The following is a 23,636-nucleotide window of genomic DNA, read 5'->3' as shown; positions in this document are numbered from 1 at the left end:
TTTTTGGTAAATTAATTATCTTTAGTACATGAAGTACCCCAATTATCTTTTTGTGTTTATCCTATTGGCAATAGGTTGTAAAAGCCAGCCGGATGGTCAGATTCCACAAGGCAAGCTTTTTACTAGACTCACTCCAGAACAGACTGGAATTCATTTTATAAATGAACTGGAAGACAGCGAGGATTTTGACGTATTCCGGTATAGAAACTATTATAATGGAGGCGGAGTAGCCATTGGGGATGTGAATAACGATGGGCTACCGGACATTTTCCTAACTGCGAACCGCGGTCAAAACAATCTCTACATCAACAAAGGCAACATGCAGTTTGAGGATGTAACTGAAATTGCAGGAGTAGGAGGAAGTAAACCATGGTCCACCGGCGTAACGATGGTGGACATCAATGGAGACGGACTCATGGACATCTATGTGTGCAACTCCGGAGACCTAGATGGGAGCAATATGGAAAATGAGCTTTTCATCAACAATGGTGATGGAACCTTTACTGAAAAAGCTTCTGAATACGGACTAGCAGACCCTGGATTCTCCACACATGCAGTATTCTTTGATTACGATGGGGATGGCGACCTTGATTGCTACCTGCTAAATAATTCCTTCAGGCCCATTTCTACTTTGGGCTTCCGCAACCTTAGAACACAGCGTGACGCAAAAGGAGGTGATAAACTTTACAAAAACGAGAACGGGAAATTTGTAGATGTCAGCGAAGAAGCTGGCATACATGGAAGTGTGATTGGTTTTGGGCTTGGTGTAAGCGTGGGTGATGTTACGGGAAACGGGCACCCAGACATCTTTATCTCCAATGATTTTTACGAAAGGGATTATCTCTATATCAATAAGGGTGATGGCACATTCCAGGAATCCTTGCCCGACTATATGCAGCACATCAGTATGTTCAGTATGGGTGCCGACATTGCTGACATCAATAACGATGGTTACCCCGAAATCTTCACCACGGACATGATGCCCGAATCAGACAGGAGATTGAAGACCATGGCGCAGTTTGAGACTTATGACATCCTTCAGTTAAGACTTCAGCAGGATTATTATTACCAATATATGCGCAACACCTTGCAGCTGAATAACGCTGGAAAGAACTTCAGTGAAATTGGATATCTGGCAAATGTAGCCGCAACTGACTGGAGTTGGGGAGCGCTGATCGCAGATTTCAATAACAATGGTAATAAAGAGATATTTGTCAGCAATGGGGTGTATAAAGATGTTACAAATCAGGATTTTGTGGAGTATTTGGCTTCAAGTGAAAACATGAAAGCAGCTGTAGAAGGTAAAAAGGTCAATTTTCAGGATTTTGTCAACCGTATGCCTTCAGAGAAACTAGTAAATTACATGTTTACTCAAACCTCTCCGCTGCAATTCACAAATGCCGCAGTGGACTGGGGTTTTGGGGAGCCTACTTTTAGCAATGGAGCAGCTTATGGAGACCTTGATGGGGATGGAGATCTTGACTTAGTAATTAATAACCTCAATCAAGGGCTTTTTATTTATAAAAACAACAGCGTTGAAACACTACCTGAAAACAAATTCCTCACCTTCACTTTTGAAGGTGAAGGTCAAAATAGGTTTGGCCTGGGTGCAAAAGTTCAGGCTTTTGTTGGTGACCAGGTTATTAGCTACGAGAATATGCCTATCCGTGGCTTCCAATCCTCCATGGATTACAAAATGGTAATGGGCTTGGGCGGAAACTCTCCTGACAGCATCCGAGTGCAGTGGCGGGATGGCAAAGTTCAATCTTTAAAAGACTTGGCCCTTAACTCCAACCATCATTTAAAGCAAACTGAGGCAAGTTTCATAAATCACAACCCAAAGCTTCCAACCAACTATTTTGCTGAAGGACATCCCATACCTTTTCAGCACGTGGAGAACAATTACAATGATTTTGACAGGGAGAGACTGACTTTCAAAATGCTATCCACAGAGGGGCCTGCTTTTGCCGCTGCAGACTTGAACGGTGATGGCTTGGATGATTTTTTTGTAGGAGGTGCAAAAGACCAGGCCGGCGCCATTTTTATTCAAACAAAGGGTGGTGATTTTGAAAAAATCAATCAAGACTTTTCTAGTGATGCGAGCTCAGAAGATGTTTCAGCCTTGTTTTTCGATGCCAACGACAACGGTCTTTTGGACTTACTAGTGGTCAGTGGAGGCAGTGAGTTCAGTTCCAATTCCCCACAACTCCGCGACAGGCTATATATTAACAAGGGTTTGGACAGCAAAAAGCAACCTGTCTTCGAACCCGCACCGGATGCCCTGCCAAATAACCTGCAAATAGGCAGTAAAGCAATTGCCTTTGACTTCAATGGTGACGGCTACTATGACCTCTTAATTGCCTCTAGAAGGAGTAACCAATATTATGGACTCAACCCTACCCATCAGCTTTTGATCAATGACGGAACTGGTAAGTTTAAAGACCAAACCAAAGAATTGGCTCCCGTTCTCAGAGATATAGGTATGTTAACCGATTTGGCTGTAATTCAATTAGAGGGGAAAGATCAAATTCTAGCCGTTGGGGACTGGAATTCAGTGAAGCTATTGACCATGGAAGGAGGAAAGCTGAAAAGCACAGAAGTCGAAATTGAGGGAATGGAAAAAAGCAACGGCTGGTGGAATAGCATCACTATAGCTGATTTGAATCAAGATGGGCAGCCTGACATAGTGCTAACCAATACCGGTTTAAACACGAGGTTAAAGACTTCACCTGAAAGCCCAATTGGCCTTTTTGTTAATGATTTTGACAATAACGGTTCGTACGAGCAAATTACCACTTACCAGATTGATGGCAGGGATTATCCGATACATACCAGGCATGAAATTGTAAAGCAGATGAGCTCGCTGAAAAAGCGATTCCAAACCTATGAGTCCTATGCAGAAAAGTCGATTGAGGAAATCTTCGAGGAAAAAGAACTGTCTAGAAGTAAGGTTTTGAGAAGTTACATCAGTGAGAGCATCGTCCTAATCAATCAGGGTGGCGGAAAATTCAAACTCAACAAACTTCCTTTAGAGGCACAGTTTACCACCATGCGAAGTGCGGAGGTGATTGATATCAATCATGATGGCCATCTGGATATCGTTATGGCTGGTAATTTTTTTGGCGTTAAGCCGGAATTGGGCAGGTATGATGCCTCCGAGGGAGTGGTCCTTTTGGGAGATGGTGAAGGCAATTTTAGGAATTACCCCTATAGTGGTCTTATCATCAAAGGTGAAACTAGGCATTTGAAGAAACTAAAATCTACCACCCCCACCCTTTTGGCAATCAGGAACAACAATACTCCATTGGTATTTAAATTAAAGTAAGATGAAGTCCAACTTTTCAGTTTATATTATTTTATCCATCCTTCTCAGTTGTGGCTCAAAAAAAGAGGAACCTAAAGACACTCTTTTCAGGTCCATTTCTGCGGATGATTCAGGTATCCATTTCAGCAACGACCTGGAGGAAACCGTGGATATGAATATTTTCACCTACATGTATTTTTACAATGGTGGTGGTGTAGCCGTAGGTGATGTGAACGGGGACGGGCTTTTGGATGTGTACTTCACCTCCAACCAGCATGAAAACAAACTTTATCTTAACGAGGGCAACCTCCGTTTTAGAGACGTTACTGAAGAGGCTGGAGTTGGGGGATTCAATAGCTGGACCACTGGGGTTTCCATGGCTGATGTGAATGGGGACGGTTTGATGGATATATATGTAAGCTATCTAGGAGACCACTTAGAATTTAAAAGCCAAAACCAACTTTTTATTAATCAGGGTAACGATGAAAATGGCCTTCCAATCTTTCGGGACGAGGCCGCTGATTATGGTCTCAACCTTATCGGCTTTTCTACCCAAGCGGTATTCTTTGACTACGACTTGGATGGTGATTTAGACATGTTTATGCTAAACCATTCGGTTCACAACAACGGGACATTTGGACCCAGCACCCTTAGAGACAAAACACATCCTCTGGCAGGAGATAAATTACTGAGAAACGACAATGGTAGATTTGTAGATGTAACCGCTGAAGCGGGTATTTTTAGCAGCGCCATTGGGTACGGTTTGGGCGTGGTTATCAGCGACGTGAACTTAAACGGCTACCCAGATATTTTTGTGGGAAATGACTTTCACGAAAACGATTACCTCTACATCAACAATGGCGATGGTACTTTTACCAACAAGCTCAATGAGTCTATGATGCATACCAGCCATTTTTCCATGGGGGTGGATTTTGCAGACCTTAACAATGATGGCTTTCCTGAGCTATTCACGCTCGATATGCTTCCCGAAAATCCTAAAATTCTCAAAGCTTCAGCCGCAGAAGACCCTTACGATGTCTATAATTTCAAGCTGAATTATGGTTTTACTCATCAATTTGCTAGAAACACTTTGCAATTAAACAATGGTGATGGCACTTTCAGCGAAATAGGGCTGATGGCAGGTGTTCATGCTACCGATTGGAGCTGGTCTACTTTTCTAGCCGACCTGGATTTGGACGGGTACAAGGATATTTTTGTGGCCAATGGAATTTTGCGAAGGAGCAATGATTTGGATTATATCAACTTCATCACCGATGAGGATATTCAATATCAACTACAATATGAGCTTACTGAAAAAGAGCTGGCACTTATCGAGAAAATGCCAACCATCAAGTTGCCAAATTATGTCTATCGAAATAATGGAAACTTGACTTTCACCAACATGTCAGCCGATTGGGGTTTGGATTTAGACTCTTATTCCAACGGAGCATCCTTTGTGGATCTGGACAACGATGGAGATTTGGACATCATAGTCAACAACATCAACGACAAGGCATTTGTACTGGAAAACCGCAGCATCAATACAGATACGGAGACTTCTAAAAACTATTTAAAGATAAGTCTCAAGGGCAAGTCCGGTAATAACTTTGGCGTCGGCAGTAAGGTTTTAACCTATCAGGGTGACCAATTTCAGATCCAGGAATGTAGCCCTGTAAAGGGATTTATGAGTTCATCGGACTACAGGTTAAATTTCGGTTTTCCTCAAGAGGCACCTTTGGATTCCATGATTATTATATGGCCGGATTTCAGTTACCAGATCCTTACTGGTGTGCAATTGAATCAGACTTTAGAAATAGACCAAAATGATGCTTTGGGCAGGTTTGACTATGGGCGATTTCATCAACAGGCACCATTGATGACTGAAGTGACAGACCCTTTTGGGTTGGCCTATCAGCATACAGAAAATACATTTAACGAATTCACAAGAGAGCCCCTTCTGCCCCATATGCTCTCTGCTGAAGGACCGGCGGCAGCAGTTGCCGATGTAAACGGTGACGGTTTGGAAGATTTGTATTTAGGTGGAGCCAAACATCAGAGCGGGCAACTCTTCCTTCAGACTACATCTGGCAAGTTTGTGCTGTCCTCTCAGGAAGCGTTTCAACTCGATAGTTTAAACGAGGATGTATCAGCTGTTTTTGGGGATTTTAATGGTAACGGTCATCAGGATTTGGTAGTGGTAAGCGGGGGAAATGAATTTTATGGAAAAAACGCAGCCAACCAACCTCGACTATACTTTAATGACGGCAAGGGGAACTTTAGCAAGTCAGCTGAATTTCCCACATTATACCTCACAGGCAGCGTGGTGGCCGCTGGGGATTTTGATGGGGATGGTGATTTGGACCTTTTCATTGGGGCCCGCACCGAACCTTGGAAGTATGGGTATATGCCCCATTCTTACCTATTGGAAAATAAGGGTAATGGAAAGTTTGAAGATGTGACTTCGGAAAAAGCTCCTTTCCTTCAAAACTTTGCCAAAGTGAAAGATGCCAAATGGTTGGCTTTGGACGAGGAAAAGTATCCAGCTTTGGTAATAGCTGCCGAGTGGGAACCCATCACAATTATAAAAAACCAGAAAGGCAAATTGGAACCTTTGGACCTTCAGAATAATCCATTGGCTTATACAAACGGTTGGTGGAATGCTATAATTGAAGGTGATTTTGATAATGATGGAAAGGTAGATTTTGTGGTTGGTAATTTGGGGCTTAACTCCAAGTTGAAAGCCAGTCGAGAAGAACCTTTAAAATTGTATGTTAATGATTTTGATGAAAACGGCACGAGGGAGCAGGTTCTATCACATTTTATGGCTGGCCGGGAATATCCATTCCACACCAAAGATGAGCTTTCCAAGCAGGTGCCATCGTTGAAAAAGGAGTTTCTTTCTTACAGCGTTTTTTCCGAGGCTACACTAGAGCAGGTATTTGGAAAACAACAACTGGAGGAATCAGAAAAGTTGGAGGCCTATCAGTTGCGATCGGTAAGGGTTAGAAATTTGGGGAATTATGAGTTTGAGGTGGACACATTACCCTTTCCCGCTCAAATGTCTCCTATTCAGGCGGGGTATTATGATACGGAGGAAGGTTTGGCCTTGTTGGCAGGAAATTTCTATCCAGTCAACGTGCAGCGGGGCAGGTATGATGCCTCATATGGTTTGGCCCTTAAGACATCTCCCAATCCCGGCAATTTCAACCCAATGACAGGCAAGGAATCCGGACTAAGCGTTCCCGGCGAGACCCGTCGTGTCCTTCCCATTACGGTAGCCGGTGAGCGTCATTATCTCTTCATCAGGAACAATGATAAACCGGCGGTGGTGAAGGTTAGAAGGTAGAAATTGCAAAAAAATAAATTTTACCCTATATTGATTAATATTTTAGATTGAGAATGGATTACGGAATTATATCATGGGGAAACAGATATTTACCTTTTATTCATTATTCCTGATAGTTATTGGGTGGGGGTGTCAGCCTAAGGAGGCAGACCCTGGTTTGTACTCTGGCGATTTGTTGATTGAAGCGAATGAGAAACTTACGCAGGTGATTGTGCATGATATTTTCAGCCCCCCCGTGGCCAGCCGCATTTACGCCTATCCATCCATTGCCGCTTTTGAAGTAGCAGCGCTAGAGGACCCAACCTACAAATCACTGATGGGTCAGCTAAATGGTTTTGAACCTGTAAACATCGAAGTGCCTGAAGAGGTCTTCTTTCCTTTAGCCGCCATCACGGCTTACTACCAAGTAGCAACAGCGTTGGTCTTTTCAGAGGAACAATTAGAAACTCATCAAAAAGAAGTTCTCAAAAAATTCAGGTCATCTCTCCCGACCAAAACCTATTACAACTCCCTTGACCTGGGCAAGGAGGTGGCCGCTCAGGTACTGGCCTATTCCAAAAATGATAACTATCACCAAAGTAGGTCATTTGAAAAATATAGCCTGACGGGCATTGAGGGCACTTGGCAGCCAACACCCCCTGCTTATATGGAAGGAATTGAACCCCACTGGAATAAAATAAGACCCTTTTTCTTGGATTCTGCGGCCCAGTTTAAGTCTTTGCCACCTACCACCTTTAGCTCTGACCCTGAAAGCAAGTTTTACAAGGAAGCAAATGAGGTCTTTCAGATTCACCAAACCATGACTGAGGAACAGCGGGACATCGCTTTTTTTTGGGACTGCAATCCCTATAAAATGAATATCAAAGGTCATGTGATGTTTGCGGAAAAGAAAATTACACCTGGAGGGCACTGGATGGGCATTGCAGGCATAGCATGCAAAAAAAATGGATTGGACTGGAAAGGAACTGCCGAGGCGATGGCGGTGACCGGCGTCACTTTGATGGATGGTTTTATCGCCTGTTGGGATGAAAAGTACAGAAGCGTGCTAGTCCGGCCGGAAACATTCATCAACCAATATATTGATGAAGAATGGGCACCACTCTTGCAAACCCCTCCATTTCCAGAGTACACTAGCGGACATAGCGTGATATCCACCGCAGCTTCTATTGCTTTAACACATTTGTTTGGAGAGCCATTTGAGTTTGTAGACTCCACCGAGGTGGCCTATGGTCTACCTACCCGCACATTTGAATCATTCCGGGCTGCAGCTGAAGAGGCAGCTATGAGTAGATTTTACGGTGGTATTCATTACATGCCGGCCATCACTGAAGGAACCAAAAAAGGTCAAAAGGTAGGTGAACATCTGATTTCCAGAATTCACACCCGACAGGAACAGGTGGCGGAAAGCAAATGAAGAAATTTTTTTAAATAAAAAACTTTTTATCCATAATATACTCCTCCACTTTGGGGTGAAGTAGATACTTTACAGAAAAGACTGACTTGATAGATTTTCTGATAAAGGTGGCAGAAACATCAATCATCGGGGCATCAACATAGCGTACATTTGAATGCTCTAACACTTTATTTTTCCCCGGCCGGGGATACACATACAAGCCATACTGCTCTAGTATTTGCTCACTGTTTTTCCACTTGTGGAAATGGTTGAGATTGTCCCCCCCAATGATCAGCTTAAACTCATGGCCGGGATGTTTATCGGAAAGGTAAGTGAGGGTATCAATGGTATAGCTTGGTCTGGGCATGTGGAATTCCACATCGGTGGCCTTGAAGGAAAAATGGTCGGCAATGGCGAGCTCCACCATTCGGAGTCTATCCTGTTCGTGCAGTAAAGAACGGGGGTTTTTGAAGGGGTTTTGGGGAGAAACGACAAACCATACCTCATCCAAATCCGTCTGATCCACCATTACGTTAGCAATGATGAGATGACCTATGTGAATGGGATTAAAAGAGCCGAAAAATAAACCGATTTTCATGGAAAAAGGGACACAGAGTTAAACAGAGTTTAAAATGAGTTTCACAGAACGGTCTCCCGTCTTCGGTCTTCTGTCAAATTATTTCTCTAAAAAGTCACCTACCAGCTTTTCTGCTTCGGCAAATGATTTTTCCATATCATCGTTGACCAAGGTGACGTCGAATTTGTTTTCGAAGCCCATTTCGAACTTGGCTTTGTACAACCTTCTTGATAGGCTTTCTTCAGACTCGGTCCCCCTGTCTTTAAGTCTTTCGGTAAGTTCGTCCAAAGAGGGGACCTTTACAAAAACTGCTAAGGCTTTGTGGCCAAAGTATTTTTTAAGGTTAAGTCCACCTTTTACATCTACATCGAAAATCACGTGGTGGCCTTCATCCCAGATTCGCTGGATTTCCTCCTTGAGGGTGCCGTAGAAGTTGCCTTCGTACACTTCCTCCCACTCAATAAATTCGTCGTTGTCAATTTTCTGCTTGAAATCCTCTGGGGTCAAAAAATAATAGTCTTTTCCGTTTTGTTCAGAGCGACCGCGTTTGTCCCTGGTACAGGCTGAAATAGAAAAACCCAACTTTGGGTTTTTAGAAATGAGGTATTTTACAATTGTGGTTTTCCCGGAACCTGATGGAGCCGAAAAAATAATCGCTTTTCCTGATGACATGAATTAACTCGTTATTTAATCTCTTCGATTTTCTGACGTATGCTGGAAGCTAGTTCACTGGGAACAGGCTGTTTGGAGCATTTGGTCTTGAGTACTTCTCTGATGGCTTGTTCCAAATGGAAATATTCAAAGCAAGGCTGGCACTTGGCAAGTTTGCCGTCCAAAGTTTCCTTTGATTCTGAATTTACTTCTCCATCTAAGATGCTTTCCAAAAGCTGGAAGCATTTACTCACATCATCACATTCTAGTTTTCTTTCTCCGGAAGGGGTTAAATCTTTCTCCATTGCTTTATTTTATTCAATAACTAAGTCAAATTAGTCCTCATTATCAGTATCGTATCCCATGTCTTGTGCGTAGGAACGCAGCTTGTCTTTCAATAAGTTCCTGGCTCGGTGCAATCTTGATCGAACCGTACCAATCGGGATGTCCAAAATCTTGGCCATCTCCTCATAAGTAAAGCCTTCCAAGTCACATAAAATTATGACCGTGCGGAAGTCGACCGCTAGACTGTTCAGGGCGTTGGAAATCTCGTCCCCAATCATGTCCTTTACAGCGTCAACTCTCAAATCTGAGGTGATACTATGGTCAACACTTTCGGAGTTGTAATAAGTTTCAACTTCCTGATAATCTACCTTGGCCGGTTGCTTGCTTTTCTTGCGGTACTCATTGATGAAACTGTTCTTCAGTATTCTAAACAACCAGGCTTTGGCATTGGTGCCCTGCTCAAAGGAATTAATGAAGCGGTAGGCTTTCAGATAGGTGTCCTGTACTAAATCCTTGGCATCATCTTCATCAAAAGTTAGCCTATAGCCAAAGTTATACATCGAATCTATGTGGGGCATAAATTCGTTGTCGAAGATGTTGGTTTTTTCTTTTTCAGAATATTTTTTTCTCTGTACTTCAGACATAAGTTCCAAAAATACTAATTGACTTAATTTATAACTAATTTTCGGCCAGAAAGTCACTCAATTTCCTTTAATTTGAAAATTATTTTCCGCGCCCCTTCCATGTATTGGACAATTAATACGCAAAATCAATCTTAATGTTTATCATAAAGCTTATTTCCCGACTGCCATTGTCGGTTTTATATATCTTTTCCGACTTCCTTTATTTTCTTGCCTGCCATGTACTCCAGTACAGAAAAAAAGTGATTCTAGACAATTTACGCAACGCCTTTCCCGAGAAGTCGGAGAAGGAAATCCAACGTATCAAAAAGGACTTCTACAGGAATTTCACTGATTCTATCGTCGAAACGGTCAAGTTCCTTACCATTTCCAAGGTGGAACTACAAGAAAGGGTGAAGTTGGTAAATTATAAAATCATCCATGAAAGAGTAAAAGCTGGCAAGTTGGTCATCGGGGTTTGTCCACACTTTTTCAATTGGGAAGCCCATTTGCTTTCAGCAACCGCTTCATGGGATATTCCCGTGGAGACCGTTTACCAAAAAGTAAACGAGGAATTTTTTGAAAACCTGATGTACCAGATCCGAAACAGGTTCGGCTGCTATCTGGTGGAGCGCACAAGTTTTCAGCGAAATTTCATCAAGAAAAGAAACGAGCCTAGGCTGATCGTCCTAGCTGCAGACCAGCGCCCCACCCATTCAGACATCCGCTATTGGAGAAGCTTTATGAATCAAGAAACGGCATTTTTCGAAGGCGCCGAAAAGATCGCAAAGAGGTTTGACAGCTCGGTAATATTCGGCTTTACAACCAAGCCAAAGCGTGGACATTATACATTCACTTACCAACTGATTTCCGATGCACCTCATGATGCCGCTGACCACAGTATCACTGACAGATTTGTAGAGCTTACAGAAGAAAACATCCGAAAGGAACCGGCGCTATATCTTTGGAGCCATAATAGGTGGAGGGAGAAGAGGGATTAGGAAGTGAAAATTAATAATTAAAAAAATTGAGGCCGAATTTCCATTTTACACTCGTAATTCAAAATCCCTAATTATTTTCATATCATTAATTCCCAGGGCCTAAGCTCTTGCTTTTGCGTAGCTATATGCATATCTTATTCAATTGCTTACCTTTGTAGGCATTCCCAGTAAGAACTGACTGAACCATTGCACCGGTTAGGTGATTATTAAGCAATATGGACTATTTAAAAAGCCTCAACCCTCCCCAAAGACAAGCTGTAGAACAAACCGAAGGCCCTGTGATGATCATCGCAGGCGCTGGATCGGGCAAGACCAGGGTCTTGACCTATAGGATTGCCCATTTGATTTATGCAAAAGGTATCGATCCGTTCAACATCCTTTCTCTGACTTTTACCAACAAGGCAGCCGCCGAGATGAAGCATAGGATCGAAAGGGTGGTCGGTTTGGAAGCTAGGAATACTTGGATGGGTACTTTTCACTCTACCTTTGCTAAGATTCTACGGGTAGAAGCAGACCGGTTGGGTTATCCTTCCAACTTCACCATTTACGATACTGACGATAGCAAATCACTTATCCGGAGTATAGTCAAAGAAAAAAGGCTGGATGACAAGGTTTATAAAGCCAACACTGTCCTAGCCAGAATCTCCGGCGCCAAAAACAGATTAATTTCCTGGCAAGCCTATCTCAATGACCCTTATATCAAGGCTGATGATGAAACGGCTATGAAGCCTAAGATTGGCGAGATTTATAGAACCTACCAAGAAAGGCTTTTTAAATCCGGAGCCATGGATTTTGACGACTTGCTTTTCAATACCAATGTATTGTTCCGTGACCATGCGGATGTACTGAACAAATACCAGCAAAGGTTTAAATATGTGATGGTGGATGAGTTTCAGGATACGAACCTTTCGCAATATTTGATTACCAAGAAACTGGCTGCTGTCCACCAAAATATATGTGTGGTGGGCGACGATGCACAGAGTATATATGCTTTTCGCGGAGCGGATATCCAAAACATACTCAATTTCGAAAAAGATTATCCCGACCTGTTTGTGGTCAAACTGGAGCAAAACTACCGCTCCACCAAAACCATCGTTGAGGCAGCAAATTCCATTATATCCAAAAACAAAGCTCAGCTGAAAAAGAATGTCTGGACCCAAAATGACAACGGGGACCTGATAGAATTAATCAAAGCAGCTTCTGATAATGAAGAAGGTCGACTGGTAGCTTCCACTATCTTTGAAGAAAAGAACAACAAAAAGCTCAACAACAGCGATTTTGCCATCCTCTATCGCACCAACTCCCAATCTAGGGCCATGGAGGAAGCTTTGAGAAAGATGAACATCCCTTACAAGATTGTAGGAGGTTTGTCGTTTTATCAAAGGAAGGAAATCAAGGACCTGATGGCTTACATGAGGTTTACGGTCAACCCGTCCGATGAGGAGGCCTTCAAAAGAACCATCAACTATCCCAAAAGGGGCATAGGTGACACATCGGTGGAAAAGATGATGGTAGCTGCCTATGAGCATGACATCCCGCTTTGGGAGGTTGTGACCAACGGTTCCAGTTTCCTGGGAGGCAGGGCAGCAAATGCGGTGGATGATTTTGCCACCATGATCAAAAGCTTCCAATTTGAGATGGAAAGAAAGGATGCCTTTGAGGCTGCCACTACCATCGCCAAGCAATCTGGGCTTCTGAGAGAGCTGTATGAGGACAAAACTATCGAGGGACTGAACAGGTATGAAAACGTTCAGGAATTGCTGAACGCCATCAAGGAGTATGTGGACAATCCCGAAAATGAGGATAAAAGTTTGGGCGCATTTCTCCAGGAAATTGCCTTGCTGACCGACAATGATCGTGACAAGGACCAGAGTGATGCGGTAACCATGATGACCATCCACTCTTCCAAAGGCCTGGAATTCAGACAGGTGTTTGTAGTCGGATTAGAGGAAGACTTATTTCCTTCCCAGATGATGATGCAGAGCCGTGAGGACTTGGAAGAGGAAAGAAGGCTCTTTTATGTAGCCACCACTAGGGCCATGGAAAAACTTTATTTGTCCTATGCGCTATCTCGGTACAGATTTGGTAGGTTATTAAATTGCGAGCAAAGCAGGTTTCTAGAAGAAGTGGATCCAACCTACGTGAAGGTCAACAAAAGGATGAGTTCGGCAATTGCCAGCAGCTTCAGAGATTATGGAAGTGAGGGCAAAACAGGGTTCATCGGTTTGAAAAAACCGGCCATGCGTACCGGGACCACGGCTAAGGTTCATACACCTAGTCCCGACTTCAAACCCTCCAACACCCACAACCTGCAAGAAGGCCAAAAGGTGGAGCATCCAAAATTTGGATTTGGGGATGTAGTGAAAATAGAAACCGAAGGAGCGAACAGAAAAGCTTCGATAAAATTTGATAATTTTGGAGAAAAGACTTTATTACTTAGCTTTGCAAAGCTCCGAATATTAGAATAAAATAGATATAATGAAATAGGGAAATATTAGAAATAGTGAAATAGAGATATACTTTAATATTTCACTATGTCCATATTTCGCTATTTCCATATAAATAAATTGACCTCTTGCTCTTAATGCATTAATCAGTTCTCCTGTTAAGTGACATATTTTTTGTAAATTATAGTGTCATTTCAAACTAAGCAGGCAGAGGTATGGAAGTAAATGAAAAGAATAAACACTCAGTTATTTTGAAAGAATACGGCAAAAACATCCAAAAGCTGGTGGACTATGTCCAGACCGTGCCCGATAAGCAGAAACGAACAGAGTATGCTTACACTCTGGTGGACCTGATGAAACAGCTCAATCCCCAGTTGAAGTCTGAAAGTGATCAAAAACTTTGGGATGATCTTTTTATCATGGCCAACTTTGAGCTGGACGTGGATGCCCCCTTTCCGATGCCGGAAAAGGAACTTTTGGGTAAAAGACCCCAGATGATCGGCTATCCTGATGGTGAGGTTAAATACAAGCACTACGGCAGAAACATTGAAAAACTGATCGAAAGAGCTATTGAGATCGAAGATGATGATGAGCAGGAGGTAGCCATAATTTTTATCGGGCAACTGATGAGAAGTTTCCATTCCACTTGGAACAAGGAAAACTTTGACGACGGCATCATCCTCGATGACATCAAAACTCTTTCCAAGGGCAGATTGCATATCGACCTGGAAAAGGTTAGAGAAAACGGGCTTTTTGAAACCAACATGAGACGTGACTTCAAGCCAGGCTCTCAATCTAACAATGACTCCCAAAACCAAAACAGTGGCCGAAGAAATTACTCCCAAAACAGTGGCGGTAATGGTCATAAGAGAAGAAACAACGGAGGAAACTACAAAAAACGCAGAAATTAATGTCTTCATTTAGAGTAAAAGGGGGATCGAAACTGAAAGGTGAAATCACCCCTCAAGGCGCCAAGAACGAGGCGTTGCAAATTCTTTGTGCCGTATTACTAACGGAAGAGAAGGTCACCATCAACAAGATCCCCAATATCGTAGACGTCAACAAGTTGATCGAACTGTTGGGCGATATGGGAGTGAAAGTTGAAAAAATCGGACCGGAGAGTTATACTTTCCAATCAGATGAAGTGGACATCAATTATCTAGAAACACAGGATTTCCTTAAAAAAGCTTCGGCTTTGAGAGGCTCAGTAATGATTCTAGGACCACTTTTGGCCAGATTCGGCACAGGCAGACTTTCCAAACCAGGAGGGGACAAAATTGGCCGCAGGAGACTCGATACCCATTTTGTGGGATTCCAAAAACTTGGGGCCAAGTTTGAATATGATAGCAAAGAGGAGATATACAAAATAGATGGCACCAACCTGAAGGGCTCCTATATGCTTCTCGATGAGGCTTCTGTTACTGGCACAGCCAATATTTTGATGGCTGCGGTGATGGCCGAAGGCAAGACAACCATCTACAATGCCGCTTGCGAGCCTTATCTTCAGCAACTTTGCGATATGCTAAACAGAATGGGCGCCAAAATCACCGGCGTTGGTTCAAACTTGTTGCACATCGAAGGAGTAAAAAAACTGAACGGTACAGAGCATACCTTACTTCCTGATATGATCGAGATCGGTTCATTCATTGGCCTTGCTGCCATGACCCAATCTGAGATCACTATTAAAAATGTCCAAGTAGAAAAGTTGGGAGTCATCCCTGAGACTTTCCGTCGTATGGGCATTAAGCTGGAGATTAAAGGTGATGACATCTACATCCCAAGCCAAAAGCATTACGAAATTGAGACCTTTATAGATGGCTCAATATTAAACATCGCCGATGCCATATGGCCAGGCTTTACTCCCGATTTGTTGAGCATTGTGTTGGTAACTGCCACGCAGGCTAAAGGCACCGTCTTGGTTCACCAGAAGATGTTTGAAAGCCGTTTGTTCTTTGTAGATAAACTTATCGACATGGGTGCCCAAATCATCCTTTGTGATCCACACAGGGCTACAGTGATTGGATTGGACAGAAAATATCCACTCAGAGGAATAAGAATGACCTCCCCGGACATTCGAGCGGGGGTTTCTTTGCTGATTGCTGCCCTTTCTGCAGAAGGCACTTCCGTCATCGACAACATTGAGCAGATTGACAGAGGCTACCAATACATTGACCAACGTCTAAATGCCTTGGGAGCTGACATTGTAAGAATCGACTAAAATATATCAAACACCTTCTTTATCGGAAGGTGTTTTTTTTTTACGCCTTATGAAAGACAGATTTTCACATGATTCCGCAGGTTACGCTAATTTTCGACCGGATTATCCCGAAAGTGTGTTCAAGGAGCTATTTAAGCTTTGTGCGTCCTTCGGCACCGCACTGGATGTAGCCACAGGCAACGGGCAGGTCGTACGGCATTTGACGGGGAAATTCAAGCAGGTCAAAGCAACAGATATTAGCGGGCAGCAAATTAAGTATGCGTATCAGGCATCAAATCTTGAATATTCCATTCAGCCCGCGGAGGAAAGCAGCTTTTCAGACCAGTCATTTGATTTGATCACAGTTGGGCAGGCTGTCCACTGGTTTGATTTCAATAATTTTTATGCTGAGGTAAAAAGGCTTTTGAAGCCAAAAGGGCTTCTGGCGATCCTGGGATATGGATTGATTCAAAGCGAGCAAAATTTTGATCTGATAATTGGCAAGTTCTATACTGACATTTTGGGGAATTATTGGGATCTTGAGCGGAAATGGATCGATGAAAATTACCAAACCATACCGTTCCCTTTCAGGGAGGTTAACTTTTCTAACCACACCATTGCATATTCATGGAACCTGGATCAATTAACCGGATACCTTCAAACTTGGTCAGCCGTTAAAAATTACAAAAACCAAACAGGAAAAGACCCAATGCCACAGGTCACAAGGGAGCTGGAAAAAGCATTTGGGGAAAGAAAAGAGGTTAAGGTTTCTTTTCCTATTCTAGCTAGGGTCGGAAGGGTCTAATCCTCCACAGGGGCTTTCCAAAGCAGTCTACCTGATGCTGTCCGGAGAAGTTGCTCGTTTTCGAAATGGCCCAACCTTTCAGCTTCTCCTGACTCTAAAGTATTTTCAAAATAAGTCGCACCTACCCTATCTTCCCTCAGTAAATCCGACTGGCTAAGGCTAACTGTTTCAATAGGGCTTTCAACAGGCTCGACAAGTGAAGCAAAAACATATGCCTTTTCCTGATTCGGCAAGGTCACTCTATACCAGTCTTTGGTTTGGGCCTCCACCCTCAGCACCTCATGTTGGCTAAGCTCCCTGACTATATCCCCTGATGTGGATGGAAGGCTTCTAAGGTTAATTTTTGCATTGGCCACTCTTTGGAAAATTCCTATGTTGTTAGTATCCGGCAATTCCATTTCAGCTAGTTCATCTGGAGAGTGCAGGAAGTGATAAGGGTCGACTGCCCCTCTTCCCGCTCTGTAAATCCCAAAATGTAAATGTGGCGCCGTGGTGATTGCGTTGCCTGTATTTCCTACCAAACCTAAGGTATCTCCCAATTTTACAGCCTGGCCAACATTCACCAATTGGCTGTCCAAGTGAGCATAGTAATACGAATACCCAGGCCCACTTACATTCACCACTTTTCCACCCAGTCGGTTGTTGCCAACCCGCCTGACTCTGCCATCCCTTACGGCTACCACAGGTGTGCCTCTTGGGGCAAAAATATCCACACCTTCATGTTTTCTTGCGCCTGCATCACGCCCATCTCCGAAAAAGCTGGCAATGCTTCTACTAGTTTTTTCCGGGATTGGGAAGGCCAATGTCGCTTCGTTACTTACTTGAAGCGAAAACACTCCCCCTCTGAAAAGCTCTGGCTGCACCCGCACAGCATGGAGGCCATCCTTTTTGACTTCATAGGATATACTCAGCTCCTCTTCCGCATAGTGCCTCCTAGAAAGCTGCCCATCTGCGCCTACTTCAAATACATCCACAAAATATTGGGAGTCCACTTGGGATACAGGCTCCACCTTTACGTTGATCCGCTGCCCCTCTTTTACTTCATACCGAAGTAAAATGGCTGATGCTTCCTTGGGATCAAAATACCCCACTTCTTGATAGGGCAAATTGATGCTAAGGCTGTCGGAAAGCACCTTTTCTCCTATCCTCACCCAGTCACTTACTAGTGCACTATGCTCCAGGGAAGAGCTTTCCAATCCGTTTTTATATTTCTCATACGGGCTTCTCTCTCCCAAAAACCTGTCTACCCTTGTGCCATTACAGGCCATTAAAAGGGTAATTGATATTAAAGACACATATTTCTTCATCGTTATAAAAAAACAGAGGAAGACCAATTTGGTTCATTTTGCTCATTTCGATAGATGTTGACAGTGTCCAGAATCTCAGTCAATCAACCCCTATACAAAAGAAAATAAAAATAAAGTATTCCCCGACTTTTACAAAACCTTAAGCCTGTCATAAATATATAATCGACATATTATAAACCTTACTTAAACCAATATCAGATTGTTTTTACACTGGTTTAACACTGGTCAAAGACTGGTTTAGCATTGGTTTAAGTTTTAATATCTTATCAAGATCACACCGATTCATATCCTAGATTTCACTAGACTCATACAACTCAAAAGGGCTGCTCCATGAAATGAAACAGCCCTTGTAATTAATGACTAAATTATCTTAGACAGTCTTCTGGTCTTCGTGAACTCCTTCCTTGATTTCCTCAATCAGCTTCTTGTTGAAGGCAGGAAGATCGTCAGGCTTTCTCGAGGTTACCAGTCCTGAATCGCATACACACTCTTCATCGACCCAGTTGACACCGGCGTTTTTCAGGTCGGTCTTGATGGATGGCCAAGAGGTCATCTCTCTGCCTTCCAGCGCACCTGTTTCAATCAAGGCTTGTGGACCATGACAGATGGCTGCCACTGGCTTCCCCTTCTCGAAAAAGGACTTCATGAAGTTAACCGCCTTTTCGTTCATTCTAAGCTTATCAGGATTAATCACTCCGCCTGGAACTACCAAGGCGTGGTAATCTTCTGCATTGGCGCTATCCAAAGCCAAATCTATCTTAACCTCCTTGCTCCAATTACCGTCTTTCCATCCTTTTATTTCTTTCGCAGGAGAAATCACATGTACCGTGGCTCCCTCCTTTTCCAAAGCCTCTTTTGGGCTGAGCAATTCGCTCTCCTCAAATCCGGTCTCAGTTAATATAGCTACTTTCTTACCTTGTAAATTAGACATGGTGTTTTAGGTTTTGTGGTTTAATAATTCGTTTATTCCTAAACAGAAGTGAACCTCCATTGTTTGATCAAAGGGTCAATTTTAGCCACAAAAAAACGCCTCAGTACTTAATACCGAGGCGTTTTCATAAAAACTCTTATTGCTTACTTCTTATACGTAATTATTCAACATTACCGGCATCACCAACATCAAGATATCTTCGTTTTCTCCTTTGTCAGATGGCACAATCAGGCCAGCACGATTTGGAGCCGAGAATTTCAAGGTTACCTCTTTGGCGGAAATATTATTTAGCATTTCGATCAAAAACTTAGCATTGAAGCCAATTTCGATATCCTCGCCTTCATGCTCGCAAGATAGGCGCTCATTGGCTTCATTGGAGAAATCTAGGTCCTCAGCAGAAATCTGAAGTTCGCTACCTACCAATTTCAACCTTACCTGGTGGGTAGTTTTGTTAGCATATATAGCAATTCGCTTCATAGAGCTCATGAATTCAACTCTATCAATGGTCATGTCGTTGTTGTTATCAACTGGAATCACATTTTCATAATCCGGGAAACGCTCGTCAATCAATCGGCAGATCATTCTAATGTTGTTGAAGTTGAAATAAGCATTACTGCTGTTGAATTCAACCGTTACAGGTACATTTTCAGAAGGCAAAGTAGACTTAAGCAAATTCAATGCTTTCCTTGGGATAATGATGCTTGCCGCATCAGGAGAGGCTACATCCACTCTTCTGTATCTAATCAATCTGTGGCCGTCAGTTGCTACGAAGGTAGCGTTTGTGCTACTCAAATTAACGTACACACCCGTCATGGCTGGTCTCAACTCATCATTGCTAGTGGCAAAGATTGTGTTGTTAATAGCACTGCTAAGGACTTCAGTAGACATATCTACGGTGGTAGCGTTAGTTACTGAAGGTATTTTAGGGAAGTCGGTGGCATTTTCACCGGCAAGTTTATAACGACCGTTGTCCGAGCTAATCTCAATGCTGTAAGTTTCGCTATCGATGCTGAAAGTAACTGGCTGCTCAGGCAGATTTTTCAACGTTTCGATCAGGATTTTGGCAGGGACTGCGATATTGCCATCTTCTTTGGCCTCCACCTCTATCTCAGTCATCATTGAAGTCTGAAGATCAGAGGCGGTAATGGTCAGTTTACCCTCTTTAATTTCAAAAAGAAAATTTTCCAGAATAGGAACCACTGGGTTTGTGGTCACTACCCCATTGATAGCAGAAAGCTGCTTTAAAAGTGCAGAAGAGGAAACAATGAATTTCATACGGTCGACTTATTTTTCTATTGTAGTTATAACAGGGTAAATTTAGAAATAAAATTATAAATGCTCCCCTCCCAAGAGGATTTGTGGCAAAATAATTTGAGTATTATCCATTTTTTTAGGGTTAACCATACTGCTTTTTTCGAAGATAGACTTTAACCAACCCAATCAGACACACCAAAAGTACCGGTCCGCCAATATTTAGCACCTGCCAGAAAGTCTTTTGATTCTTGATTTTCACTTTATTTAAAGGTCGAATCTGAAACTGTTTGGTTCTGGTGGCAATAATCCCATCGGGTTCGATCAGGTAACTGACCATGTTTTGAAGAAACTGCCTGTTGGCGTATTCATTTCCCGTAAAAGGATCAATCCCAAGGGGAGCCGGTTCTTTACTGTTTAAGTCAAAGTCACTTTTGAAAACATGGCTGTCGCCTACCACGATCACTTTTCCTTCACTGCCTTCTTCTATAAATTTATCTTTTTCTGCCCCTTCGGGCAAGAATCTGTTTTTGTAAAACGAAGTAAAATTTCCTTCAAGCAAATAAGTTAAAGCCAAATGTTGTTGATTAAATCGCTCCACATCCGGCTCCTGGGCCATTTCCTCAAAGGCAACCCTAACCGGGAAAGGTAATACTCGGCTGTATTCGCTTGAAAAAACAAGAGGCGTCTTGCGAACCCCATCAGCTTTCACAGTATCTATGGAACTCACAAATTGAAACTGAACCTGATCCAATCCTTTGGTGATAGGGTGGTTGCCCATTCTCCCTGCTACCACATAAAATGGCCAAGGCAATGGTGTTATTTGCGGCTGATCACCAAATTGTCCCGTCATGACAGGATGATAGCCAAAACTAAGATCCTGAATTAAATCTCTATTTACCCTCACACCGTAGCGAAAGAGCAAATCATCCAGATTACTTTCCATCGGCATAGCTGTAGTACCCTCGCCCCCAGCCTCGGTAAGGTCGACCTGCATTTGATCCATAAGGAATATTAGATTTCCGCCACGCATCAAATATTGGTCAAGAAGGTATTTACTCCGCTCGGAATAGGCCTGTTTTGGTCCAGAAACAATCATAGCCTCAAACCCTAAAATATCCTCCACAGTAGTGGCATCGGCCAAAGGCACTTTGTAGACTTCAAAATCCTCCACCAAGGCCTCCACGATCCCAAACCCGTCATCATCATCCAATTCCCCATGGTCCATCACCATTCCAACTGCAAATTGCTGCTTGGTAATCAGTTTTTTGATCCCGTTGATGAGCTCGTATTCTAAATTTTCAATGGAAAGATTTAATATTTCCTCGGGCCCCATTCCTCTTTCTCCCCTCAGCAGCAAAACCCCGGTTTCAAATTCACTATCGCGAATCACTACTCCTGGAAATATCAATCTTGAAGACTGACCACCATCCATGGTAGCATGAAGGTTTGTCGGACTGATACCATATTCCGAAAGGGCATAGATAAACTCCCGCTGCTCCTCACCTTCTACTTCCAATGGATCTTGATAATGATAGGTTATCCTTTGAGAGCTGTAAGCATTGAAAGTGCGTATGGTTTCTTCGATGGCTAGTTGTAAACGCCGCATGCCTCCTGGCAGCTTTCCGGTCAGCACGATTTCGACCTCCAAGGGTTCATCCAGCTCTTGAAGAGTTTCCTTGGTAGCCGGATGCAAGGAGTATTTCCGGTCTTCAGTCAAATCAATCCTAAAAGGAAACAAGCTTTCCAAAACGAAAAACAATACTAAAAGGGCCGCCAGAAAACCTATAGACTTAAATATGCTTTTATTGGTCTTTCTCATTTTCTGCGGATGATTAAAGCTGTGGAACCCAACAAAACGGTGATCATTGCGAAAAAGTACAGCAAGTTTGACGAAACAATCACCCCTCGGCTCAGACTTCGGTAATGATAGCTCAAGCTGATATTTTCAAGCCAAAGACTAAACTCACTCAAGGCCATCAAATCGGTAGCGGCAGTAAGTCCAAAATAAAGGAAGAAGCTTAGGAAAACGCCTACAACAAATGCCACTATTTGATTGTCGGTGAGAGCAGAGCTGAAAATCCCGATTGCTGCAAACACAGCCCCAATAAAAACCAGCCCTATAAACGAACCGAAAAATCCTGCGCTATCTATATTCCCCACTGGGCTGCCCAGTTGAGAAATGCTAAAATGGTAAATAAGAGTTGGCAGCACGGCGATTAATACCAACAGCACCGCCGCCAGATATTTGGCCAAAACGATCTGGAATGGATTTATTGGTGAAGTCATGAGCAATTCCCAGGTACCAGTTTTCTTTTCCTCCGCGATCATTTTCATGGTGATAGCAGGAACCAAAAACACAAACACAAATGGTGTGTAAGAGAAAAGTGGGTCCAAATCCGCATACCCATACTCAAGAACCGAGGTGTCGGGAAATACCCAAACGATAAGTCCTATGGAAATGAGGAAAATGATAACAATTAAATACCCGGTAAGCTGGTTGAAAAAGCTGTTGATCTCTTTCTTTAGTAAACTACCCATTCTGATTGGTCAACTGATGGAAAATGGATTCTAGATTCTTTTCTTCCTGCTGGATACGCACCAATGTCAGGTCTAATTCCTGAATTCTTTGCAGGAGTTGCTTTCTTAAAAGCTTGGGGTCTGTGGTGTAAAAAAGTGCAGTATGTTGATCGATCAGCTTTGTGTTGTTCACCAAAGGCAGATCTTGGAAAACCTCCAATTCGATCACTTCCTCCAATTGAAGTAATATAGAACTTTTCCCTGCCTCTGATTTAAGGTTGGAAAGCAGGTCTTGAGCAACAATTTCGCCTTTATTGATGATGATGACCTTTTCACAGATGGCTTCCACCTCCTGCATGATATGGGTACTGAGGATTAATGTCTTGTCCCGGCTGATCTCTTTGATCAGCTTTCTGATATCTACAAGCTGATTGGGGTCAAGTCCAGTTGTGGGCTCGTCCAAAATAATCACAGAAGGGTCATGGATAAGTGCTTTGGCAAGGCCTACTCTTTGACGATAACCTTTGGAAAGTTGGCCGATTTTCTTGTGCTGTTCAGGACCAAGTCCACATTGCTCGATGACTGTTTGGATTCTGTTTGCTAAGTGTTTTTTATCCATGGAGTAGAGGCCAGCAATAAACTGAAGAAACTCCTTGACATACATATCCAAATACAAGGGATTATGCTCAGGAAGATACCCTATCATTCTACTCACTTCTTTGGGATTGGAAAGAACCGAAACGCCATTGACTTTAACCTCCCCATCATCGGGGAGAACATATCCAGTGGCGATCTTCATGGTGGTGGACTTTCCGGCACCGTTAGGTCCTAAAAATCCCAGTACCTGTCCAGCCTTGGCCTCGAAGGAGATATCATTGAGCACTTTCTGCTCCCCGTAAGTTTTAGAAAGGTTTATTACTTCCAAAGACATAGTTCAGCGGTTAGTCCGTAAAAATACAGGGAATGGTTTACATACCCAAACAATACAGAAAAGCAGTCCC

18 protein-coding genes are annotated in these 23,636 nt (G+C 43.0%); 8 read left to right on the top strand and 10 right to left on the bottom strand.

The window, feature by feature from the left end:
* Nucleotides 1-28: 28 nt before the first annotated feature.
* The 3 genes from FPL27_RS04625 to FPL27_RS04615 all read left to right on the top strand — a co-directional run bounded on the left by FPL27_RS04625 (nt 29) and on the right by FPL27_RS04615 (nt 8,064).
* Nucleotides 29-3,325: a VCBS repeat-containing protein gene (locus FPL27_RS04625; RefSeq protein ID WP_143959975.1), complete on the top strand. Its 3,297-nt coding sequence runs from the start codon at nt 29-31 to the stop codon at nt 3,323-3,325.
* 1 nt (nt 3,326) lies between these two features.
* A complete protein-coding gene (locus FPL27_RS04620; RefSeq protein ID WP_143959974.1) occupies nt 3,327-6,650 on the top strand; it encodes a VCBS repeat-containing protein in 3,324 nt (1,107 codons plus the stop codon).
* A gap of 73 nt (nt 6,651-6,723) precedes the next feature.
* A complete protein-coding gene (locus tag FPL27_RS04615) occupies nt 6,724-8,064 on the top strand; it encodes a vanadium-dependent haloperoxidase (protein WP_143959973.1) in 1,341 nt (446 codons plus the stop codon).
* Nucleotides 8,065-8,074: 10 nt separating this feature from the next.
* Here FPL27_RS04615 and nadD read toward each other — a convergent pair whose 3' ends face one another.
* The 4 genes from nadD to FPL27_RS04595 all read right to left on the bottom strand — a co-directional run bounded on the left by nadD (nt 8,075) and on the right by FPL27_RS04595 (nt 10,200).
* Nucleotides 8,075-8,641: a nicotinate (nicotinamide) nucleotide adenylyltransferase gene (gene nadD, locus FPL27_RS04610; RefSeq protein ID WP_143959972.1), complete on the bottom strand. Its 567-nt coding sequence runs from the start codon at nt 8,639-8,641 to the stop codon at nt 8,075-8,077.
* A gap of 78 nt (nt 8,642-8,719) precedes the next feature.
* Entirely contained in the window at nt 8,720-9,292 is a 573-nt protein-coding gene (gene gmk, locus FPL27_RS04605) for a guanylate kinase (RefSeq protein WP_143959971.1), read from the bottom strand.
* Between the two features lie 11 nt (nt 9,293-9,303).
* Entirely contained in the window at nt 9,304-9,576 is a 273-nt protein-coding gene (locus FPL27_RS04600; RefSeq protein WP_143959970.1) for a mycothiol system anti-sigma-R factor, read from the bottom strand.
* A gap of 30 nt (nt 9,577-9,606) precedes the next feature.
* Complete coding sequence (locus FPL27_RS04595) at nt 9,607-10,200, bottom strand: sigma-70 family RNA polymerase sigma factor (RefSeq protein WP_143959969.1); 594 nt, start codon at nt 10,198-10,200, stop codon at nt 9,607-9,609.
* Between the two features lie 134 nt (nt 10,201-10,334).
* Here FPL27_RS04595 and FPL27_RS04590 point away from each other — a divergent pair, with 134 nt between their 5' ends.
* The 5 genes from FPL27_RS04590 to FPL27_RS04570 all read left to right on the top strand — a co-directional run bounded on the left by FPL27_RS04590 (nt 10,335) and on the right by FPL27_RS04570 (nt 16,626).
* The gene (locus FPL27_RS04590; RefSeq protein WP_143959968.1) at nt 10,335-11,177 is read left to right on the top strand and encodes a lysophospholipid acyltransferase family protein; all 843 of its coding nucleotides are present in this window, start codon (nt 10,335-10,337) and stop codon (nt 11,175-11,177) included.
* Between the two features lie 215 nt (nt 11,178-11,392).
* Nucleotides 11,393-13,645: an ATP-dependent helicase gene (locus FPL27_RS04585; RefSeq protein ID WP_143959967.1), complete on the top strand. Its 2,253-nt coding sequence runs from the start codon at nt 11,393-11,395 to the stop codon at nt 13,643-13,645.
* Between the two features lie 194 nt (nt 13,646-13,839).
* Complete coding sequence (locus FPL27_RS04580; RefSeq protein ID WP_143959966.1) at nt 13,840-14,535, top strand: DUF4290 domain-containing protein; 696 nt, start codon at nt 13,840-13,842, stop codon at nt 14,533-14,535.
* Nucleotides 14,535-15,842: a UDP-N-acetylglucosamine 1-carboxyvinyltransferase gene (gene murA, locus FPL27_RS04575; RefSeq protein ID WP_143959965.1), complete on the top strand. Its 1,308-nt coding sequence runs from the start codon at nt 14,535-14,537 to the stop codon at nt 15,840-15,842. The genes FPL27_RS04580 and murA overlap by 1 nt, the downstream gene beginning before the upstream one ends.
* A 49-nt stretch (nt 15,843-15,891) precedes the next feature.
* Complete coding sequence (locus FPL27_RS04570) at nt 15,892-16,626, top strand: class I SAM-dependent methyltransferase (RefSeq protein ID WP_143959964.1); 735 nt, start codon at nt 15,892-15,894, stop codon at nt 16,624-16,626.
* Here the strand turns inward: FPL27_RS04570 and FPL27_RS04565 are convergent.
* From FPL27_RS04565 to gldA, 6 genes are all read right to left on the bottom strand, one after another.
* Nucleotides 16,623-17,933, bottom strand: a complete 1,311-nt coding sequence (locus FPL27_RS04565; RefSeq protein ID WP_143959963.1) for a M23 family metallopeptidase — start codon at nt 17,931-17,933, stop codon at nt 16,623-16,625. The genes FPL27_RS04570 and FPL27_RS04565 overlap by 4 nt on opposite strands.
* Nucleotides 17,934-18,303: 370 nt before the next feature.
* The gene (locus FPL27_RS04560) at nt 18,304-18,864 is read right to left on the bottom strand and encodes a type 1 glutamine amidotransferase domain-containing protein (protein WP_143959962.1); all 561 of its coding nucleotides are present in this window, start codon (nt 18,862-18,864) and stop codon (nt 18,304-18,306) included.
* A gap of 150 nt (nt 18,865-19,014) precedes the next feature.
* Nucleotides 19,015-20,139, bottom strand: coding sequence for a DNA polymerase III subunit beta (gene dnaN, locus FPL27_RS04555; protein WP_143959961.1), 1,125 nt, complete (start codon nt 20,137-20,139; stop codon nt 19,015-19,017).
* A 121-nt stretch (nt 20,140-20,260) separates the two neighbouring features.
* A complete protein-coding gene (gene gldG / locus FPL27_RS04550) occupies nt 20,261-21,937 on the bottom strand; it encodes a gliding motility-associated ABC transporter substrate-binding protein GldG (protein WP_143959960.1) in 1,677 nt (558 codons plus the stop codon).
* Complete coding sequence (gene gldF / locus FPL27_RS04545; protein ID WP_143959959.1) at nt 21,934-22,656, bottom strand: gliding motility-associated ABC transporter permease subunit GldF; 723 nt, start codon at nt 22,654-22,656, stop codon at nt 21,934-21,936. The genes gldG and gldF overlap by 4 nt, the downstream gene beginning before the upstream one ends.
* Nucleotides 22,649-23,566: a gliding motility-associated ABC transporter ATP-binding subunit GldA gene (gene gldA, locus FPL27_RS04540; protein WP_143959958.1), complete on the bottom strand. Its 918-nt coding sequence runs from the start codon at nt 23,564-23,566 to the stop codon at nt 22,649-22,651. Before gldA ends, gldF begins: the two co-directional genes overlap by 8 nt.
* Nucleotides 23,567-23,636: the final 70 nt, after the last annotated feature.

It is taken from the genome of Litoribacter populi, from assembly GCF_007483685.1.
In the GTDB taxonomy this organism is placed as follows: domain Bacteria; phylum Bacteroidota; class Bacteroidia; order Cytophagales; family Cyclobacteriaceae; genus Litoribacter; species Litoribacter populi.
This window is presented reverse-complemented; position numbering and strand designations above follow the sequence as displayed.

Coding starts and splice junctions, on each gene's coding strand:
- FPL27_RS04625 (WP_143959975.1), top strand. CDS start 29: ATGAAGTACCCCAATTATCTTTTTGTGTTTATCCTATTGGCAATAGGT.
- FPL27_RS04620 (WP_143959974.1), top strand. CDS start 3,327: ATGAAGTCCAACTTTTCAGTTTATATTATTTTATCCATCCTTCTCAGT.
- FPL27_RS04615 (WP_143959973.1), top strand. CDS start 6,724: ATGGGGAAACAGATATTTACCTTTTATTCATTATTCCTGATAGTTATT.
- nadD (WP_143959972.1), bottom strand. CDS start 8,641: ATGAAAATCGGTTTATTTTTCGGCTCTTTTAATCCCATTCACATAGGT.
- gmk (WP_143959971.1), bottom strand. CDS start 9,292: ATGTCATCAGGAAAAGCGATTATTTTTTCGGCTCCATCAGGTTCCGGG.
- FPL27_RS04600 (WP_143959970.1), bottom strand. CDS start 9,576: ATGGAGAAAGATTTAACCCCTTCCGGAGAAAGAAAACTAGAATGTGAT.
- FPL27_RS04595 (WP_143959969.1), bottom strand. CDS start 10,200: ATGTCTGAAGTACAGAGAAAAAAATATTCTGAAAAAGAAAAAACCAAC.
- FPL27_RS04590 (WP_143959968.1), top strand. CDS start 10,335: ATGTTTATCATAAAGCTTATTTCCCGACTGCCATTGTCGGTTTTATAT.
- FPL27_RS04585 (WP_143959967.1), top strand. CDS start 11,393: ATGGACTATTTAAAAAGCCTCAACCCTCCCCAAAGACAAGCTGTAGAA.
- FPL27_RS04580 (WP_143959966.1), top strand. CDS start 13,840: ATGGAAGTAAATGAAAAGAATAAACACTCAGTTATTTTGAAAGAATAC.
- murA (WP_143959965.1), top strand. CDS start 14,535: ATGTCTTCATTTAGAGTAAAAGGGGGATCGAAACTGAAAGGTGAAATC.
- FPL27_RS04570 (WP_143959964.1), top strand. CDS start 15,892: ATGAAAGACAGATTTTCACATGATTCCGCAGGTTACGCTAATTTTCGA.
- FPL27_RS04565 (WP_143959963.1), bottom strand. CDS start 17,933: ATGAAGAAATATGTGTCTTTAATATCAATTACCCTTTTAATGGCCTGT.
- FPL27_RS04560 (WP_143959962.1), bottom strand. CDS start 18,864: ATGTCTAATTTACAAGGTAAGAAAGTAGCTATATTAACTGAGACCGGA.
- dnaN (WP_143959961.1), bottom strand. CDS start 20,139: ATGAAATTCATTGTTTCCTCTTCTGCACTTTTAAAGCAGCTTTCTGCT.
- gldG (WP_143959960.1), bottom strand. CDS start 21,937: ATGAGAAAGACCAATAAAAGCATATTTAAGTCTATAGGTTTTCTGGCG.
- gldF (WP_143959959.1), bottom strand. CDS start 22,656: ATGGGTAGTTTACTAAAGAAAGAGATCAACAGCTTTTTCAACCAGCTT.
- gldA (WP_143959958.1), bottom strand. CDS start 23,566: ATGTCTTTGGAAGTAATAAACCTTTCTAAAACTTACGGGGAGCAGAAA.